The organism is Amycolatopsis roodepoortensis (genome assembly GCF_014873915.1).
GTDB lineage: Bacteria > Actinomycetota > Actinomycetes > Mycobacteriales > Pseudonocardiaceae > Amycolatopsis > Amycolatopsis roodepoortensis.
The window spans coordinates 1384285-1403239 of the sequence record NZ_JADBEJ010000001.1; the positions used below are offsets into that span (position 1 = coordinate 1384285).

Below are 18955 nucleotides of genomic sequence, written 5' to 3' on the forward strand. Positions count from 1 at the left end.
TTCAGTGCGGATACAGGCGGATGATCCCCGACGGGGAAGAGCGTCACCAGGTGATCGGGACGTCGACGGGGCCGCGAAGAGTGAGGAACATCTGCCGCCAGGCGAGTTCTTCCAACGGCACGGCCAGCCGCAGCCGTGGTGCGGCGGCGAGTAAGGCGGTGAGCCCGGCCTGGAGTTCCGTGCGGGCCAGGGCCGCACCGAGGCAATGGTGCGGCCCGTGCCCGAAAGTGAGATGGCCGGGCGTCCGAGCGGGGTCCACCAGTTCCGGTTCCGGAAAGCGCCGGCGATCGTGGTTGCCCGCCCGCAAGGGCGCGAGGACGAATTCGCCCGCACGGATCGGGACTCCGCCTATTTCGGCGTCCTCGACGGCGACCCGTCCCTGGTCCGTGGCTGAACTCTGGTCCTGTCGCAGGAGTTCCTCGACCAGTGCGGGGATCCCGGCGGGGTCGCGGGGGAGTGCCGGTTCGACGGCCAGCCGGAGTACGGCCTGGGCCAGCGCGTTCGCCGGCGGGACGTATCCGGCGATCACGATCGCGAAGGCGAGCTGCGTGATCTCGTCCGGGCGCAACGAGTCGCCGGAGTCGTCGCGGGCCTCGATCAGGCCGGTCAGCAGATCGTCACCGGGAGCGTTTCGCTTGGTCTCCACCAATTCAGCGAGATAGCCGCCTAGCTTTTGGGCCGCTTCGGCCATTTCTTCATAGCTCGGCGCGGTGAACACCGCGACGATGCTGTCGGTCCAGGACCGCAGCTCGTCGCGAACCGACTGCGGGACACCGAGAAGCTCGCTGAGCGACGCGAGGGCGAAAGGAATCGCGAACCCGTTCAGCACATCGGCGGGTTGGCCTTGCGAGATCAGCTTCGCGGCCGACTCCGCCGCGAGCGTTTCCAGGCGCGGGCGCAACAGTTCGATCCGGCGCGGGGTGAGCGCCTTGGCCGCGATACGCCGCAGCCGCGCGTGCGCGGGGCCTGACATGGTGAAGAGCAGTCCTCCGCCGTCGGCCGAGCCGGTCCCCGGTACCCAGGGACGGAACCGCGGATCGCCGAGCAAGCCCCGGATGTCCGCGTAACGCGTGACGAGCCAGGCGTCCTCGCCGGAGGCAAGGCGCACCCTGCCGACGGGTTCCTCGTCCTGACGGCGGATGAACTCCGCGGGACACCGCAACGGTTCCGTGTCCGTGAACGGGTATTCGGCTGCCCCAGTCATGTTCCCTCTCCGTTCTTCGGTCTTCCGGTGGTCTTCTCGGCCAGCGAGTGCAACGGCGTGAGGGCGGAATCCTCGTCCACTCCCAGCGCGCGAGCGGTCAGCAGCCGGTACAGCTCGTCCGCCGCGCGGGTGAGGCGCGCGGCCCGGTCCGCGACCGAGTCCCCGTCCGGATCGAGTTCGGCGAGCGCCGCGGCGAGGATCTCTTCGGCGGCACGCTGCTGACGCCGGGCGACGGCCTCGACCAACGCGTCGACCGGGACGACCAAGGTGCGGCGACGATCCGCCGGATCAGGACGCGTCACGAGCGCGCCCGCCGCCCGCATCCTGGCGACGGCACCGGAGACATGGCTCTGCGCGAAACCGGTACGGGCGGTCAATTCGCCGATCGACAAGCCCGGTTCCTCGACGAGCACCGAGATCAGCACGTCGTGGATCTCCGGGGTCTCCGGATCCGAATCGTCACGCATGCCCCGGGCGGCGAGCTCCATCAGGTGCTTGCCGAGAAGATACAACTCACTGGCCTTCACATCGATAACGATACATCTAAAACGATGCTAATGCGGGTTTCGAGAGAGGTATCGCGGTCGGTACCGTACCGGCGACAGGGTGTGCCGAGAACCGATGCGTTGCGAGGTGTGGGGTGTCCGTGGCGGGCGAACGGGTTCCAGAAGGTGTCGACATCCGAGTGCCCAGTGCGGCACGGGTCTACGACTGGCTGCTCGGCGGTAGCCACAATTTCGACGCCGACCGCGCTGTCGGGGAGAAGGTCATGGCGGTCCTGCCGACGGGCCGCCAGGTCGCCGCGTCCAACCGCGCGTTCCTTCGCCGCGCCGTGCAGTACATGGTCGGGCAGGGCATCACCCGGTTCCTCGATCTGGGCTCGGGGATCCCGGCCGTCGGCAACGTGCACGAAATCGCCCAGGACATGGACCCCGGATGCCGGGTGGTCTACGTCGACTACGACAAGGTCGCCGTCGCCCACAGCAGGCTCATCCTGGACGGCAACCCGAACGCCAGCGTCGTCGAGGAAGATCTCTGCAGCCCGGAAGCGGTCCTGAACTCGGAGGCGGCGCGGGCGTTGCTGGCCGACGGCGAGCCGATCGGGCTGCTCATGGTGGCCGTGTTCCACTTCATCCCGGACAGCCTGCGCCCCGCGGAGATCGTCACCCGCTACCGCGAGGCACTGCCTGCCGGCAGCCTGGTCGCGTTGTCGCATCTGACCGCGGACCACGCGCCCCTGGAAATGGCGGCGGTCACCGAGGCGATGAAGAACAGCCGGGATCCCATGTATTTCCGCCCCTACGCCGAAGTCGCCGCTCTCTTCGAAGGACTGGAGCTGGTCGACCCCGGTGTGGTGAGCGCGCCACTGTGGCGGCCGGAACCCGGTCTCCGGGATATCGAACCGGACGACGTCTACGCCGGCGTCGGACGCAAGGTCTGAGTCCGATCACGTCGCGAAAGCCACTTTCGAGGCATCAGGTGTCCCCAAAGTGGCTTTCGCGACGTGGCCCGAAACTATGGATGGGTCACCACCACCGGACGCCGCGGTCGATGCAGGTGTCCCACAGCGGGTCGGATTGGCAGATCGTGACGATGTCCTTCTTCTTCGAGATCGTCTTGTTGTAATGGGTGCACTTCGGACCTGAAGTCGTGTCCCGGTAGTAGGGCTTCGCCGGAGGCGAACTCACCGTTTCCTGGAACGAGGCGTAGGCCCAGTAGCCGTTCGCCTTCTTGTCGCACACGGTGAAATCGCGGTCCTTCAGGTCGACGATGACCCTGGCGAGGAGCGGCCCGCCGACCTCCTGGAGGTCGAAGTTCCGGTAGCGTTCGCTGTCCTGGGCCACGGAGTCCTCGTTCTGGCCCTCCAGCCCGCCGTCGGCGGCTGTGGCGGCCGAGGCCGACCCGGCGCCCAGCGCCAACAACGCGGCGGTCGTGACGCCGACAAATCGCAATTCACGCACGATTTACCCCTCTCTGAGCTTTGTGGAATTCGCCCGGCTGTTCGGTTGGGCGTGGGAATCACCCTCACCGATAGGCGCGGACCGCGTACACCCCTTTTCGCCAGGACGAAAACCGGGGTAGCCGATGGCGAATGCCGGATCCGGCGTCGACCGGGTCCGAGACCGTTTGTCATGCTGCCGGTGTGGCAACCACGGAAACACAGCCCGTCCAGGCGTCCGTCGGCCGAGGGAGAGCACTGGTCCTGGTGTGTCTGGCCGGCGTGCTCTGGGGCACGATCGGTCCGGTCATCCCGATCGTCCATGACGCTTCGGGTCTCTCGCCGCTGGCCATCGGCGGGTACCGCGCCCTGGTCGCGGTCGTCGTCCTGGTGATCGCCGCCGCCGTGCTGCGGCGGTCGCGTGACTGCGTGCGGCTCGGGCGGCGGCATTGGCGGCGAGTGACCGTGGTCGGGGTCTCGACGGCGATCTTCCAGCTGCTCTTCTTCGTGGCCGTCCTGTGGGCCGGCGTGAGCATCACCACCGTGGTGTGCCTCGGATTCGCGCCGGTGCTGTTGCTGATCACCGGCAGCTTCCGGCGGCGCCGCAAGCCTTCCGCCGCCCAGTTCCTCACGGTCACAGTCGCACTCGCGGGGCTCCTCCTCGTCAGCGTTGCCGGTAGCCCTGAGGGCGAAGCGCCGTATCCGGTTCTCGGTGTGCTCGCCGCACTCGCCTCCGGCGCCGCCTACGCCCTCTCCGCCGACGCAGCCGGGCCACTGTCACTGCGGCTTGACACGCTGACCATGACCACGACGACGACCTGTGTCGCCGCGATGGTCCTCGTTCCCGCCGGGCTGATCGTGCCGCTGGCGACCGGCGGTGGGATGTGGACCGGCCATATCGGGTCGTGGGCGCTGATCGGCTACCTCGGAGCCGTGACCATGGCGCTCGCCTACGCACTGCTGTTCACCGGCCTCCGGTCCACCCCCAGCGGCGCGGCGGTGGTGGCGACCCTGCTCGAACCGGTCACCGCCGTCGTGATCGCCGTCGTCTGGCTGGATGAACGGCTGACGGTCGCGGGGGTGGTGGGGGTCGTGCTGATCATGGCCGCGATCGGCAGCCTTGGACGGCACTCGAAGGAACCCGCGCCGCAGTGATCACGCCCGGCTCAGCTCGTTTCCCGGACGACCAACCGGTGCGGGGCGACGATCGAACGCGGTGATCGCGGGCTCGACATCTGCTCGGCCAGCCGGTCGAGGGCGAGTTCGGCGATGCGATCCTTGTCCGGGGAGACGGTGGTGAGCGCCGGGACACTGAACCTGCCGTCTTCGATGTCGTCGAAACCGATCAGTGCCAAGGAATCCGGCACCGCGACGCCGCGGTCGGCGGCGGCTCGCAACGCGCCCAGCGCGAGTTCGTCGGTGAAGCAGAAAACCGCGTCGGGCGGCCGGGGAGAGTCCAGCAGCCGCAGCATCGCCTGATGGCCATCGGCGCGATGAAGACTTGGCACGGTCACCTCAAGCTCGGGTTCGGCGGGTAACCCGGCGTCGGCGAGCGCCTCCCGGTATCCGGCCAGCCGCTGGCGGGCGGTCGCGTTGAGCGAACGCGGCTGGTTCCCGACCGCGGCGATCCGGCGACGGCCGCGCGCCAGCAGGTGTGCGGTGGCCTCGCGTGCGGCCGCGACGTTGTCGATGGCGACGTGGTCGACTCCGGAGGTACCGTCGTGCTCCCCGAGGAGCACGAGGGGAGCGGTGTCGGTCCGGGATGCCAGTTCCGCCGGGGTCACCGCCCACGGACTGAACAGCACGCCGTCGACCAATTGGCTGCGCCGTCCGTGCAGCAGTCGCGTCTCCCGCTCGGCGTCGCCGTCGGTCTGGTCGATGAGGACCGTCAGCCCCCGGGCATCGGCGATCCGCACCGTCCGCGCGGCGAGCTCGGAGAAGTAGGGCGAGTCGATTTCCGGAATCACCAGCGCGACCAGCCCTGTCCGGCCTTGCCGGAGCGTCCGGGCGGCCAGGTTGGGCCGGTAGCCGAGGGCGTCGATACTCGCCTGCACCCGCTCCCTGGTCGCCGGGGCGACGTAGCGGAAGCCGTTGACCACGTTCGACACCGTCCGCACGGACACCCCGGCGTGCTCGGCCACATCCCGCAGCTTCGGGTTCATCCTCGTCCTCTCGCTCCCGGCGAGGATACCTCTTGCAACGTGGCATGCCACGTTGCAAACTGGGGTGACAGTGCCGTGTCGCCCGGAGGTCGAGATGCCCGTCAATCAGCCCGCCCCCGCCCCCGCCCCGCTGCCCGCCGCCGAACTCGAATCCCTGACCGCCCGCCTGCACCGGGAGGGCATCATCGGTCTCCCGCAGGCGTTCACTCGTGACTGGGTCGGACGGTTGGGCGAAGACATCGAGGCGGCGTTCGCCGAAGCGCGCGGCCGCGAGAACGGCGCGGTCGGTCGCGGACCCAACCGGTTCTACGTCGAAATCCATCCCGAACAGTTGCGCGGGTTCGCCGAGTTGGCGTCCCACCCGTGGATCACCGCCGTCGCCGAGGCCGTGCTGGGTCCGGAGTACCGGATCGTCGAGGTCGGCTTCGACGTCCCGCTGGCGGGCGCGATGGACCAGCCGTGGCACCGTGACTTCCCGATGCCCGAGGAGACCGCCCGCCACGGCAGGCTGAACTCGTTGGCCGTCAACGTGACCGCCGTCGACACCGAACCGGACATGGGGCCCTTCGAGATCGCGCCAGGCACGCACTGGGAGGACGGCGGCGCGTTCGAGCACGGCATGTTCCCTCCCCGGGAGGCGTACCCGCGCTACCGGGAACTGGCCGTACGCAAATTCCCGCGGATGGGCGACATTTCGATCCGGTCGGCGCTGACCGTCCACAGAGGAACCGCGAACCACTCGGCCAAGAGCCGTCCCGTTCTCGTCCTCGGTCTCGACGGCCCGGGAGCGGGCAACGACGCCCGCCACGACACCGCCGTGACGAGCGAATACTGGGCGACCCTGCCGGACTCGGTGCGCGCCCACCTCGATTGCCCGATCGTCGACACCCTGCGGCCCATCACGCAGAAGCACACCATCGAAGGTCTCGTGATGGGCGAATCCGGAAAAGACTGAACGCTGATTGTTCGCCGTCGCGGAATTTCATTCTCGCTGAAAAGCATTTCGGATTCATTCGGTCGCCGGAGATGGCCTTGCCCGGGAAGCCGCCTCCGGTCGCCCCCGCATGACCTTATTTCTGAATCGATCGCGAAAATCGGCCCGACGGCTGTCCGTGAAGGTATTTTCCGACAAGGTGTCGGTTAATATCCGACGTGTCACCGAATGTGATCGTTCGAGTGTCGTTTGTGTCCGAAGGACCGTCGCGAAGTGCTGGCCAGGGCGCCGATTCGGGCGTAAGACACCGAAAACTGCGACGTATGGTCCAATATGGATGGAGCGTTCGGACTAAATCCGCGAAATTCGTATTCCACGGCGCGGCCGGTCGTCATAACCTTGCGTGATTCTTCACCTGAATCTGCACTGGGGAGCAAGATGAAGTCCACGCCGTTGTTGTTGTCGCGCGCCCGAAAAACCTCGGAGCGACTGCTCGACGCCCGATGACCCGACCCGGCTGCGTCAGCCGATTCGACGGACACGCCCGGCAAACGCCCGACCGGATCGCGGTCTTCGAGCACGGCACCGGGATCACCTACGCCCGGCTCGCCGGCCTCGCGGGCGGCCGCGCGCTGCGGTTGCACGACGCCGGTGTGCGGCCGGGGGAGCGGGTCGGGCTCGTCACCGGGCACGGCAGCGCCGCGATCGCGGCGATCCTCGGCACCCTCGCCGTGGGCTGCACCTACGTCCCGCTGGACCCGACCTTCCCCCGGGAGCGGCTCGAATACCAGCTCGCGGCCGCGCGGGTGACCGCCGTGCTCGCGGACCCGGAGTACGTCGAACTCGCGGAATTCTTGTGCCGCACCGGATCCGCGCGGCTGGTGCGTTCGGGTGCGGAGACCGCTCCGCTCCCGGTGCCCGAATCCGACCCGGACAGCCTGGCGTACGTGCTGTTCACGTCCGGGTCCACCGGCAGGCCGAAGGCCGTCGCGCAGACCCACCGCAACCTCCTGCACGTCGTCGACAACCAGATCGACGCGCTCGGCATCACCCCGGCCGACCGGCTCAGCCTGCTCGCGTCGTTCGGCTTCGACGCGGCGATCCCGGACCTCTATCCGGCACTGCTCACCGGCGCCGCGCTCGTACCGGTCGACCTGCGCGCGCACGGCGTCGCCCACGCCGCGCGCGAGCTGGCCCGGCACGAGGCGACCGTCTACCACTCGACGCCCACGGTCTACCGGCACCTGCTCGACATCCTCGGCGAGACCGGCCTCCCGTCCGTGCGGACCGTGCTGCTCGGCGGCGAGCAGGCGACCCACGCCGACGTCCGCCGCGGCCGGTTCGCGCCGGAATGCGTCTTCGTCAACGGTTACGGCGCCACCGAGGTGACTTTCGCCGCGCACTACCGGACGACCGCCGCCGAGCTGGACCCGGACGCCGAGGGACCGCTGCCGATCGGGCGCGCGCTGCCCGGGTTCACGCTCACCGTGCTGGACAGCGGCGAACTCGAAGTGCGCGGACGGCACCTCGTCGACGGCTACCTCGACCAGCCGAGCCCGGCGTTCGGGGTGACCGCCGACGGCGGCCGCCGCTACCGGACCGGCGACCTCGGCAGGCTCCTGCCGGACGGGAACCTCGTCTGCCTCGGCAGGCTCGACCGGCAGGTCAAGGTCCGCGGGTTCCGGGTGGAGCTGACCGAGGTCGAAGCCAAGCTCGCCGAACAGCCTGGCGTCGCCGAAGCCCGCGCGATCGTGCGAGACGGCGACTTGCTCGCCTACGTGACCGCGGCAGGCCCGCGTCCGGACGGCCGGGTGCTCCGGGCCGCGCTGGTGGACGCCCTGCCCGGTTACTCGGTGCCCGCGGCCGTCGCGGTACTGGACAGTTTTCCGCTGACAGTCACCGGAAAGCTCGACGAACGGGCGCTGCCGGATCCGCGCTCGGCCGCGACCGTCCCGGCCGAGCGGCTGAACCCGGCCGAGGAACGTGTGCACCGGATCTGGTGCGAGGTGCTGGGCCGTGACCGGATCGGCAGCACCGAGGCGTTCTTCGACGCCGGTGGCGACTCGCTGCGGCTCGGGCGGGTGCAGGTGCGGCTGGCCGACGAGTTCGGCGTGGACGTCCCGCTGCTCGCCCTGTTCGAGCGCACGACGATCGCCGGGCAGGCCGCCTGGCTCACGAAGTCCACTTCGGACACTCGGACGCCCGTCACCGCGGAGGAGCAGGCCGGGGATCTCATCGCCGTCGTGGGGCTGGCCTGCCGGTTCCCCGGCGCGCCGGACACCGCTTCCTTCTGGTGGAACCTCTGCGCGGGCGTCGACTCGATCCACGACTACACCGACGACGAGCTGACCGCGCTGGGCATCGGGCAGGGCCTGCGGGCCGACCCGGCGTACGTGCGGGCGGGCGGCCGGATCGAGGGGATCGAGGAGTTCGACGCCGGGTTCTTCGGCTTCACCGCCGACGAGGCCGCTAGGACCGACCCGCAGCACCGGCTCTTCCTCGAAACGGCGTGGCAGGCACTCGAAGACGCGGGCCGCGATCCCGCCGCCGAGACCGGGCCGGTCGGGGTGTTCACGGCGACCTCGGTGAACCGCTACTTCCTGTTCCACCTGTTCGGCAACCCGGCGGTGACCGGCGACGTCGACCCGGACGACTGGGAGGGTCGGCTGACCGGCCGCCAGCTCACCGACCACCTGCCCGGCCAGGTCGCCTACCGGCTCGGGCTGACCGGGCCGGCGGTGGCCGTGCAGAGCGCGTGCTCCAGCTCGCTCGCGGCGGTGGCGATGGCCGCGCAGAGCCTCGCGGACTACCGGTGCGACGTCGCGCTGGCAGGCGGGGTGAGCGTGACGTGGCCGCGGTACCGCAATGGCGGGCTCGTGTCGCCGGACGGCCGGTGCCGTGCGTTCGACGTCGCCGCGGCGGGCGCCGGGTTCAGCTCGGGTGCCGGGGCGGTCGTGCTGCGGCGGCTGGCGGACGCGATCGCCGACCGCGACCACGTGTACGCCGTGCTGCCCGGCTGGGCGATCACGAACGACGGCCCGGACCGCGCGGGCTACGCCGTGCCGGGACCGGCCGGGCAGGCGGCCGCGGTGGCCGAAGCGCTGGCCGTCGCGGAGGTCGCCCCGGACGAGGTCGCGCTGCTCGAAGCCCACGGGAGCGGCACCCCGCTGGGTGACGCGATCGAGGTGGCCGCGCTGAACCGCGTCTACCGGGACGCCCCGCCGGAATCGTGTGCGCTGGGCTCGGTGAAGACGAACATCGGGCACCTCGACGCGGCGGCCGGTATCGCCGGGCTGATCAAGGCCGTGCTGTCCGTGCGGCACGGGGTCATCCCGCCGAACCCTCATTTCACGGCCCCGCATCCGGAGGTCGACCTGGCGGGCGGTCCCTGGTACGTCCCGGCGAAGGCCGCCGACTGGCCCGCCCGTGAGCGGCGGGTGGCCGGGGTCAGCTCGTTCGGCATGGGCGGCACGAACGTGCACATGATCGTCGAGGAGCCGCCTGCCGCCCCGCCACGGCCCGCGGCGAGCGGCCCCTTCGTCCTGCCGGTGTCCGCGCGTGACCCGAAGGCGTTGCGCGAGGCGGTGTCCCGGCTACGCGACCGGCTCGCCACGGACACGCCGGACCTCAGGGACGTGGCATACACGCTGTCGGGCCGGCGGGCGTTCGCCTGCCGTGCCGCCGTCGTGGCCGACTCGGTCGCGACGGCGGTCGACGCGCTCGATGCCTTGCTGGCGAACGGAACCGACGTCGAGGGCCCGGCCGGGCAGGAACGGGAGCTTGCTGCCCACTGGACAGGGGGCGCCGACGTCGAGTGGAGCGCGGACGGCGATCCCGGCCGCGTCCCCTTGCCGGGCTATCCGTTCCAGCGAGAGCGGCACTGGATCGAACCACCGCACCACACAGCCGACCAGGAGACCCCTCGGTGACCGACACCTTGCCCGTCACGGGCGGCCATGGCCCGCCACTGTCCTATCCGGACACCACGCTCACGGAGCTGATCCTCGCCCAGGCCGCGCGCACCCCGGACGCCGTCGCCGTCCGGCAGGGTGACACCCGGCTCACGTACCGCGAACTGGTCGCTTCGGCGACCGGCGTCGCCCGGCTGCTTCGCGCCCGGGGTGCCGGGCCTGGCGTCCGCGTCGGTGTCTGCGCGGACCGGCGGCCGGAGCTGATCTCGACCGTCGTGGGGGTGCTGCTGTCCGGCGCCGCCTACGTGCCGCTCGAACCCGGCGGCCCGAAGGCCCGGCTGGCCGAAATCGCCGCGGACGCCGGGATCTCGCTGGTCGTCGGTGACCGCGCGAAGGGCGAATTCGGTGCCACGGAAGGCATCGAGGCGCTCGACGTGCCCGCGCCCGTGGACGGGCCCGTCGAATGCCCCGCCGGGCCGGACGACCTTGTCCACCTCCTCTACACCTCCGGCTCCACCGGACGACCCAAGGGCGTGCTGACCAGCCACCGCAACGTGGTCGCGTTCGTCACCGGGTTCCCCGCCGCCCTCGGGATCCGGCCGGGCACCCGGACACTCGGCATCTCGTCGCCCGCCTTCGACGCCTTCACCATGGACGTGTTCGTCCCGCTGGCGCACGGCGGATCGGTCCAGCTCACCAGTGCCGCCGACCGGTCCGACCCCGAACGGCTGCGGCGGTTCCTCGTCGAGCACGCCGTCGAGTGGGGCTTCGTCACGCCGACGCTGCTGTCCATGGTGGACCCCGCGGCCGTTCCCGGCTGGCGCGTCATCGCCTGCGGTGGCGAGCCGGTGCCCGCGGAGCTCGCCGCGCGCTGGATGCCGGGGCGGCGGTTCTTCAACGCCTACGGCCCGACCGAGACCACCGTCGTGGTCGTCACCGACGAGGTCACCGGCATCCCGGCCGACCCGCTGCCGCTCGGCCGCCCGACGCCGAACCACCGGGCCTTCGTCGTGGACGCCGAGCTGCGGCCGGTCGCGCCCGGTGAGATCGGCGAGCTGCTGATCGGCGGTCCGGGCGTCGCGCTCGGCTATCTCGGCAGCCCCGAGCTGACCGCCGCGAAGTTCGTCGACGATCCGACCACGCCGGGGGAGCGGCTCTACCGCACCGGCGACCTCGTCCGCGAGCTGCCCGACGGCCGTCTCGAATTCGCCGGCCGCGCCGACCGGCAGGTGAAGGTCCGCGGCCAGCGGATCGAGCTGGGCGAGGTGGAGGCCGCGCTCACGAGCCACCCGGACGTCGACGCCGCCGCGGTGGCTGCCGTCCCCGGGCCGGCGGGCACCCGGCTGGTGGCCTTCCTCGCGCCGGCGTCCGCACCATCCGATGTGGACGAACTCGGCCGGGACCGGCTCACCGCCGCGATGCGTCCGGCCGCGGTCCGGGTGCTCGACCGGCTGCCGGTCAACCCGCTCACCGGCAAGATCGACCGGCCGGCGCTGCGCGACCTCGCCGAAGCGGCGCTGGCGGGCCAACAGGACCTCGGCGCACTCGGCACCCCTGCCGAACGCGCGGTCGCGGCGATCTGGCGCCGCGTGCTCGGCTCCGGCGCGGGGACGGATTTCCTGGCCTCGGGCGGGAATTCGATCGCCGCGATGCGGCTGGTCGCGGCACTGCGGGCGGAGCTGGCCGCGGACGTCGCCACGGAGGACGTCTTCACCGGCGGTACGCTCGAAGAGCTCACCCGGCGGGTCGCCTCCGCGCCGCCGCTGACCGGGCCTGGGCTGACCACCGGGCACGCACCCGCTTTGTCTCCGCAGCAACGGCGGCTGTGGTTCCTCGACCAGCTCGCCCCGGACGCCGCGCCGTACAACATCGCGATGGCGTTCCGGCTGACCGGCGCGCTGGACGTCGACGCGCTGCGCCACGCCCTGCGCGCGGTCGCCGAGCGGCACGACGTGCTCCGCTGGCGGATCCGGGCCGTCGACGGAGCGCCGGTGGCGGATCGCCTGCCGCCGTCGGACGTTCCGCTGCCGGTGGTGCCGGTGACCGAGGACGGTCTGCGGGCCCGGCTGGCCGCCGACGCCGCGACGCCGGTGCGTCTCGACCGCGAGGCTCCCTGGCGCGTGCGGCTCTACCGGCTCGGCGAGACGGAGCACGTGCTCGGCTTCACGCTGCATCACGCGGTGTTCGACGGCTGGTCGCAGGAGCTGCTGTGCGCCGACCTGTCGGCGGCCTACCGTGGCGAGCCGCTGCCGCCGCCGGTGGCGTCCTATGCGGACTACGCGGTGTGGCGGGCCGGACGTGACGAACGCCGTGAGGCCGTGGATGTCGCGTGGTGGACCGAGCATCTCGCCGGTGCACCGGCCACAATGGACCTTCCTCGGGACAGGCCGCGTCCGGCCGTGCAGACCTACCGGGGCGCCAGCCTGCGTCAGTCCTTTTCGGACAGTGTCGCCGAGTCGGTCCTGGCGCTGGCCGCCCGCACCGGCACGACGCGCGCCGGGGTCCTGCTCGCCGCGTTCGGCCAGCTACTGCGGCGGCTCACCGGCGCGACCGACCACCTGGTCGCCACGGTCGTCGCGGACCGGCAGCTCGCCGAATGCCAAGAGGTCGCCGGGTTCTTCGTGGACATCGTGCCGGTGCGGCTGCGGGCCGACGACGCCGCGGACTTCGCCACGCACGTCCGCGACGGCGGCGCGGAACTCCTCGCCGCGACCGCGCATCCGGCCGCGCCGGTCGAGCGGCTCGTCGAGGTGCTCGGTGTGCCCCGCGACCCCGCGCACGCCCCGCTCGTGCAGGTGATGTTCAACGTCCTGAACTTCACCGAGCCGCGGCTGGACCTTCCCGGCGTGGCCTCGGCGTGGCTGCCGGTCGACAAGCCGGGGTCGCCGTTCGACCTCACGGTGTACGTCCACGACGACGGCGTCGAACTGCTGTACAACCCGGACCTGTTCGATCACGCCCGGATGGCCGGGCTCGCCGAGGACTACGTCGCGCTGCTCGGCGCGCTGGCCGCGGCGCCGGACGCGCCGGTCGGGACCAGCGTGCCGGAGCTGCCGCGGGCGGGCGTCCGCACCGCCGCGCCGGCCGCGGCGACCCGCGTCCAAGCACGACCGCCGTCGGTGGCCGCGGACCCGGCGGTGCTCGCCGCGACCGAGGCCGTGATCGCTCGTGCCTGGTGCGACGTCCTCGGTGTCACCGAAGTCGGGCACACCGACAATTTCTTCGACGTCGGCGGGAATTCGCTCGCCCTGGCCCGGGTCCACGCCCAGCTCACCGACCGGCTCGCCCGCCGGATCCCGATGGTCGACCTGTTCAGCCATCCCACCGTCCGCGCCCTCGCCGCGCATCTGCACTCCGGTGTCGCCGCCAGCCCCGAACTGGCTCGTGCCGCCGAACGCGTCGCCGCCCGCCGCGGCCGCACCCAGTCCAGAAGACCCCGTCGCACCGCCGGCCCTACCGGCCCTTGATAGGAGCACCACCGTGACCCACCACCCCGAAACCGGCGCCGGCGATCCCGGAGCCGAACCGATCGCGATCGTCGGCCTCGACGTGCGCGTGCCCGGCGCGCGAGACGCGCACCAGTTCTGGCGCAACCTCGTCGACGGCGTCGAGTCGATCGTGCCCGCGACCCGCGAGGAGATGATCGCCCGCGGCGCCGCACCGGACACTGTGGACGATCCGAGCTGGGTGAACGCCACCGCCGTGGTCGACGGCTTCGACGAGTTCGACGCCGAACTGTTCGGGATGACCAGCCGCGAGGCCGAGATCACCGACCCGCAGCATCGGCTGTTCCTCCAGTCGTGCCACGCCGCGCTGACCGACGCGGGTTACGATCCGGCGCGGTTCAGCGGCGCGATCGGCGTCTACGGCGGGTCCGGGGGCACCGGATACCTGACCGAGAACCTGATGCGCAACGAGCGGCTCCTCGCCTCGCAGCACGGCGGTATCGGCATCTCGACCGGCAACCAGCCGAGCTACCTGACGACCTCGGTGTCGTACAAGCTCAACCTTCGCGGCCCGAGCCTCGCGGTGTTCACCGCCTGCTCGACGTCCCTGGTCGCGGTGCACCTGGCCTGCGAGGCGCTGCGCAACGGCGAATGCGACATGGCTCTGGCCGGTGGGGTCAACGTGGAGATGCCGCACGGTGTCGGCTACATGGGCGTCGACGGCTTCACCTCGCCGGACGGGCACGTGCGCGCGTTCGACGCCGGAGCCAACGGCACGGTCTGGAGCAGCGGCGTCGGCGTCGTGCTGGTGAAGCGGCTGTCGCAGGCGATCGAGGACGGAGACCACATCCGCGGCGTCGTGCTCGGCAACGCGATCAACAACGACGGCGCCACCAAGGTCGGCTTCTCCGCGCCCAGCATGTCCGGGCAGACCGAAGCGGTCGCGCAGGCCGTCGGCATGGCCGGTGTCGACCCGCGCACCATCGGCTACGTCGAGGCGCACGGCACCGGCACCGCGCTGGGCGACCCGATCGAGATCACCGCACTGTCCACTGTGTACGGGAACGGGACCGAGGACACCGGCTGGTGCGCGATCGGCTCGGTGAAATCCAACATCGGCCACCTGTCGCAGGCGGCGGGCGTGGTCTCGCTGATCAAGGCCGTGCTCGTCATGGAGCATGGGCTGATCCCGCCGACCATCAACTACCACGAACCCAACCCCGGTATCGATTTCCCGGCGAGCCCGTTCTTCCCGGCGCGTGTGGTGACGAAGTGGGAGGCGGGCCAGGCGCCGCGGCGCGCGGGCGTCAGCTCGTTCGGCGTCGGCGGCACCAACGCGCATGTCGTGCTGGAGGAGGCGCCGGTATCGCAGCGATTCCCGACGCCGCACCCGGCGCACCTGCTGCGGGTGTCGGCCAACACCGAGGAGGCGCTCTCGGCCGCGGTCGACCGGCTGGCCGACCGGCTTGCCGGCGACGTCGACCTCGATCTCGCCGACGTGGCCCACACCCTGGCCGCCGGGCGCACCGAGTACCCGCATCGCGCGGTCGTCGTCGCCCGTGATCTGGAGGACGCGGTCGACGGGCTGCGCGACTCCCGGCGCCTCGTTTCCGGGCAGGCAGGGGAGACGAACGTGGCGTTCCTCTTCCCCGGGCAGGGTTCCCAGTACGCCGGGATGGGCGCCGAGCTGTACGACGCCGAGCCGGTGTTCGCCGCAGCCGTCGACGAGTGCCTGCGGCTGCTCGAACCCGAGCTGCCGGAGCTGCGCGACCTGATCTTCGGGCGCGGCGGCGAGCAGGCGCTGCGGGAAACCCGCGTGACCCAGCCCGCGCTGTTCGTCGTCGAGTACGCGCTGGCGATGCTGTGGCAGAGCTGGGGCGTGCGGCCCGCGGCGATGATCGGTCACTCGGTCGGCGAGTACGTCGCCGCCACCGTCGCCGGGGTCTTCACCCTGCCCGACGCGCTGAACCTGGTCGCCACGCGCGGCCGCCTGATGCAGTCGATGCCGGCCGGGGCGATGCTGGCTGTCCAGCTCGACGAGGAGAGCGTCGCCACGCGGCTGCCGGAAAACCTCGCGATCGCCGGGGTGAACGGGCCCGGCACCTGCGTCGTGGCCGGGCCGTCGGACGAGGTCGCGGAGTTCGCGGCGACGCTCAAGGCCAGCGGCGTGCAGTGCCGCGAGCTGGTGACCTCGCACGCGTTCCACTCGCCGATGATGGACCCGATCCTCGCCGAGTTCACCGAGGCCGTCGCCGCCGTCACCCGCACCGCGCCGACGCTGCCGTTCCTGTCGAACGTCACCGGCGAGTGGATCACCGACGCCCAGGCCACCGACCCCGCCTACTGGGCCTCACACCTGCGTCAGGCCGTCCGGTTCGGTGACTGCGTCAAGAACCTGTTCGCGCGTGGGGATCACAGCGACCGCTGGGCGCTCGTCGAATGCGGGCCGGGGCATCAGCTGTCCGGGCTGTCCCGCGGCCAGGTTCCGAAGGGGATGCCCGCGCCGCAGCCGAGCCTGCCGGGCCGCAACGAGCGCATCGGCGACGTCGAAACGCTGTACGGTGCGGCCGGTCTTTTGTGGACGAACGGGGTTTCCCTGGAGCCGCGGACGTTCGGCGCGCCCGGCCGGCGGGTGCCGCTGCCCGGCTACCCGTACGCGCGCAAGCGGTACTGGGTCGACCCGGATCCGGTCACGGCGACCCAACCCGTGCGGTCGACCGGTCCGCTGCCGCTGTCCGAGTGGTTCGCGGTCCCGGCGTGGCGGCAGGCGGAACCGGACCTGAGACGCGAGCCATTCGCGAACGCGCTCGTCTTCGCCGCTGACGACGTCCTGCCCGGCCTCCTGCGCGACGCGGGTGTGACGGTCACCGAAGTGCGCCCCGGCGACGGGTTCGCCGCGACGGAGACCGGATTCACCGTCCGGCCAGGGGTGCGCGAGGACTACGACGCGCTCGTGGCCGCGCTGCCCGCCCGGCCCGAGCGGGTCGTGCACGCCTGGACGCTGGCCGGGGAAGAGCGCGGCATGGCCGCACAGGACCTCGGATTCTTCAGCGTGCTCAATCTTGTTCAGGCCTGGGGCGAGCCGGTGCGGATCGACGTACTGAGCACCGGCACCGCCGACGTCACCGGTAACGACCTGACCCGGCCCGAGCACGCGACCCTCGCCGGTATCGCGCGGGTGGTGCCGCTGGAGATCGCGGGCACGATGGTGCGCCGGATCGACGTTGACGGTTTGCAGGACGTCGTCGCCGAGCTGTTCCGCCCGGCCGACGCGGCGGCCGAGGTCGCGCTGCGGGCCGGTCGTCGCTGGGTACTGGACTACACCCAGCTCGAACTGCCCGCCGCAGCCGAGCCGGTGCTGCGCGACGGCGGCCGGTACCTGATCACGGGCGGGACCGGCGGTATCGGCATCACGCTCGCCGAGGACCTTGCCCGCCGGGTGCGGGCGAAGCTCGTGCTGCTCACCCGCGCCGGACTGCCGCCGCGGGCGGAATGGGACGCGCATCTCGCCGCGCACGGTGGCACCGACCGCGCCGGACGCGCGATGCTCGCCGTGCGGCGGATGGAGGCCGCGGGCGCGGAGGTGCGCGTCGTCGCCGCCGACGTCACGGACGCGGCGCGCCTGCGTGAGGTGCGTGAGCTGGCCGAGCGCGAGTTCGGCGGCCTCGACGGGATCGTGCACGCCGCCGGGCTGCCCGGTGGTGGTGTCGCCGAGGTGAAGGAGCGGGCCGCGGCCGAGACCGTGCTGGCCCCGAAGATCGCCGGGACGCTGGCGCTGGCCGAGGCGTTCGCCGACCTGCCGATGGACTTTGTCGCGCTGTGCTCGTCGATCACCGCGGTGGCCGGCGGCATCGGGCAGGTCGATTACTGCGCCGCCAACAACTTCCTCGACGCCTACGCACGAGGCGACCACGGCTGGCAGGCGCGGCTCGTCTCGCACGCCTGGGGTGGCTGGGACGAGGTCGGCATGGCCGCGGAGGTGGCCGCGCCGACCACGATCCGCACCGCCCGATCGCGGGCGCTCGGCCCCGTCGAGCACCCCGTGCTCACCACGCGTTCCGAGGACGGCGCGCACGGGCTCGTCTCGGCCGCCACGCACTGGCTGCTCGACGAGCACCGGATCGCCGGTGTGCCGGTGGTGCCGGGCACGGGACACCTGGAGACCGTCCGCGCGGCGGTGGCCGCGGCGTTGCCGAAACCCGGCGACGGACACGTCGTCGAGCTGCGCGACGTCGCGTTCCTGGAGCCGTTCGGCGTTCCGGACGGCTCGACCGCCGAGTACCGCGTGGAGTTCGACGGCGACGACTTCACCGTGACCAGCCACGTCGCCGGCGCGAGCCGGACCCACGTGCGCGGATCCGCCGGATGGATCGCGGCCGAAGCGACGTCCACTGTGGACATCGAGGCGGTGACCGGGCGGACCGAGCCGATCGACGACGGAAACGGCTTCGGCACCGGCCGCACCAGCATGGTCACCTTCGGCCCGCGCTGGGCGGCGTTGCGCGAACACCGCATCGGCGCACAGGAAGAGCTGGCCACGATCACGGCGCCCGACGCGGCGGCGGCCGACATCGGCGCTTGGGGGCTGCATCCGGCACTGCTGGACGTCGCGACCGCGTTCGGCCGCGGCCGGGGGAGCGGCACCTATCTGCCGATGAGCTACGGCCGGATCGTCGTGCACGACGCGCTCCCGGCGAGCTTCCGTAGTCATCTGCGCTACCGCGACTCCGGCGGCGACCAGGTGGTGGCGGCCGACCTCTCGCTGTGCGACGAGACGGGCCGCGTGCTCGTCACGATCGAGGATTTCGTGCTGCGCCAGGTCGATCAGGACGCCGTCGGTGGCGGGCTGACTGCTGTGTCTACTGCGGACACTGCTGGGACCTCGACCGGGATCCGGCCGGTGGACGGCGCCGAGGCGTTCGTCCGGGCGCTGGCCCCCGGCCTCGGCGGGCAGGTGGTGATCAGCACGCTCCCGGTGCGGGAGCTGATCGAGCGTCAGATCAGCGCCGAGGAGCTGGACGAACCGGGCGAAGCGCCGGTGAAGGTGTCGGAGGACGACTACGTCGCCCCGCGCACCGACCTGGAGGCCGAGATCGCCCGGCAGTGGACCGAGCTGCTCGGCGTGGAGAAGATCGGCGTGCACGACGACTTCTTCGCCCTCGGCGGGAACTCGCTGGTCGCCATCCAGCTCATCGCCCAGGTGCGCAAGGCGACCGGTACGCGGCTGGCGATGAAGACGCTGTTCGAAGCGTCCACAGTGGCCACTCTGGCCGAGCGGATCGAGGAGCTGCGCGCCGGCAAGACCGAAGCGCCCGCCGAAGAACCCGCCCGGACCACCATCCCGAAGCTCGAGCGCTGA

At 71.6% G+C, this 18955-nt stretch carries 10 protein-coding genes; 6 read left to right on the forward strand and 4 right to left on the reverse strand.

What is annotated here, in order from left to right; all coding sequences use genetic code 11:
• Positions 1 to 43: 43 nt before the first annotated feature.
• Positions 44 to 1204 carry a cytochrome P450 gene (locus H4W30_RS06395; RefSeq protein WP_192741921.1) on the reverse strand — a complete coding sequence of 387 codons (1161 nt, stop codon included), beginning with the start codon at positions 1202 to 1204 and terminating at the stop codon, positions 44 to 46.
• On the reverse strand, positions 1201 to 1731 hold the full coding sequence (locus H4W30_RS06400) for a MarR family transcriptional regulator (RefSeq protein ID WP_192741922.1): 531 nt from the start codon (positions 1729 to 1731) through the stop codon (positions 1201 to 1203). The genes H4W30_RS06395 and H4W30_RS06400 overlap by 4 nt, the downstream gene beginning before the upstream one ends.
• A 119-nt stretch (positions 1732 to 1850) precedes the next feature.
• Between H4W30_RS06400 and H4W30_RS06405 the strand changes: the two genes are divergently transcribed.
• On the forward strand, positions 1851 to 2645 hold the full coding sequence (locus tag H4W30_RS06405) for an SAM-dependent methyltransferase (protein ID WP_318780539.1): 795 nt from the start codon (positions 1851 to 1853) through the stop codon (positions 2643 to 2645).
• 85 nt (positions 2646 to 2730) lie between these two features.
• Here the strand turns inward: H4W30_RS06405 and H4W30_RS06410 are convergent, their stop codons facing one another.
• Complete coding sequence (locus H4W30_RS06410; RefSeq protein ID WP_192741924.1) at positions 2731 to 3165, reverse strand: hypothetical protein; 435 nt, start codon at positions 3163 to 3165, stop codon at positions 2731 to 2733.
• Positions 3166 to 3347: 182 nt separating this feature from the next.
• Here H4W30_RS06410 and H4W30_RS06415 point away from each other — a divergent pair, with 182 nt between their 5' ends.
• Positions 3348 to 4298 carry a DMT family transporter gene (locus tag H4W30_RS06415; RefSeq protein WP_318780540.1) on the forward strand — a complete coding sequence of 317 codons (951 nt, stop codon included), beginning with the start codon at positions 3348 to 3350 and terminating at the stop codon, positions 4296 to 4298.
• An 11-nt stretch (positions 4299 to 4309) separates the two neighbouring features.
• Here H4W30_RS06415 and H4W30_RS06420 read toward each other — a convergent pair whose 3' ends face one another.
• The gene (locus H4W30_RS06420; protein WP_192741925.1) at positions 4310 to 5305 is read right to left on the reverse strand and encodes a LacI family DNA-binding transcriptional regulator; all 996 of its coding nucleotides are present in this window, start codon (positions 5303 to 5305) and stop codon (positions 4310 to 4312) included.
• Positions 5306 to 5399: 94 nt separating this feature from the next.
• On the opposite strand from H4W30_RS06420, the gene H4W30_RS06425 reads away from it, so the two are divergent.
• From H4W30_RS06425 to H4W30_RS06440, 4 genes are all read left to right on the forward strand, one after another.
• A complete protein-coding gene (locus H4W30_RS06425; RefSeq protein WP_192741926.1) occupies positions 5400 to 6260 on the forward strand; it encodes a phytanoyl-CoA dioxygenase family protein in 861 nt (286 codons plus the stop codon).
• 482 nt (positions 6261 to 6742) lie between these two features.
• Positions 6743 to 10168 (forward strand): beta-ketoacyl synthase N-terminal-like domain-containing protein, encoded by a 3426-nt coding sequence (locus H4W30_RS06430; protein ID WP_192741927.1) that lies wholly within the window; start codon positions 6743 to 6745, stop codon positions 10166 to 10168.
• The gene (locus tag H4W30_RS06435) at positions 10165 to 13617 is read left to right on the forward strand and encodes a non-ribosomal peptide synthetase (protein WP_192741928.1); all 3453 of its coding nucleotides are present in this window, start codon (positions 10165 to 10167) and stop codon (positions 13615 to 13617) included. The genes H4W30_RS06430 and H4W30_RS06435 overlap by 4 nt, the downstream gene beginning before the upstream one ends.
• 13 nt (positions 13618 to 13630) lie before the next feature.
• Positions 13631 to 18955 carry a type I polyketide synthase gene (locus H4W30_RS06440; RefSeq protein WP_192741929.1) on the forward strand — a complete coding sequence of 1775 codons (5325 nt, stop codon included), beginning with the start codon at positions 13631 to 13633 and terminating at the stop codon, positions 18953 to 18955.

Excerpts from the sequence above, each read along its gene's own strand:
- H4W30_RS06395 (WP_192741921.1), bottom strand. The coding sequence starts at position 1,204 with ATGACTGGGGCAGCCGAATACCCGTTCACGGACACGGAACCGTTGCGG.
- H4W30_RS06430 (WP_192741927.1), top strand. The coding sequence starts at position 6,743 with ATGACCCGACCCGGCTGCGTCAGCCGATTCGACGGACACGCCCGGCAA.
- H4W30_RS06420 (WP_192741925.1), bottom strand. The coding sequence starts at position 5,305 with ATGAACCCGAAGCTGCGGGATGTGGCCGAGCACGCCGGGGTGTCCGTG.
- H4W30_RS06425 (WP_192741926.1), top strand. The coding sequence starts at position 5,400 with ATGCCCGTCAATCAGCCCGCCCCCGCCCCCGCCCCGCTGCCCGCCGCC.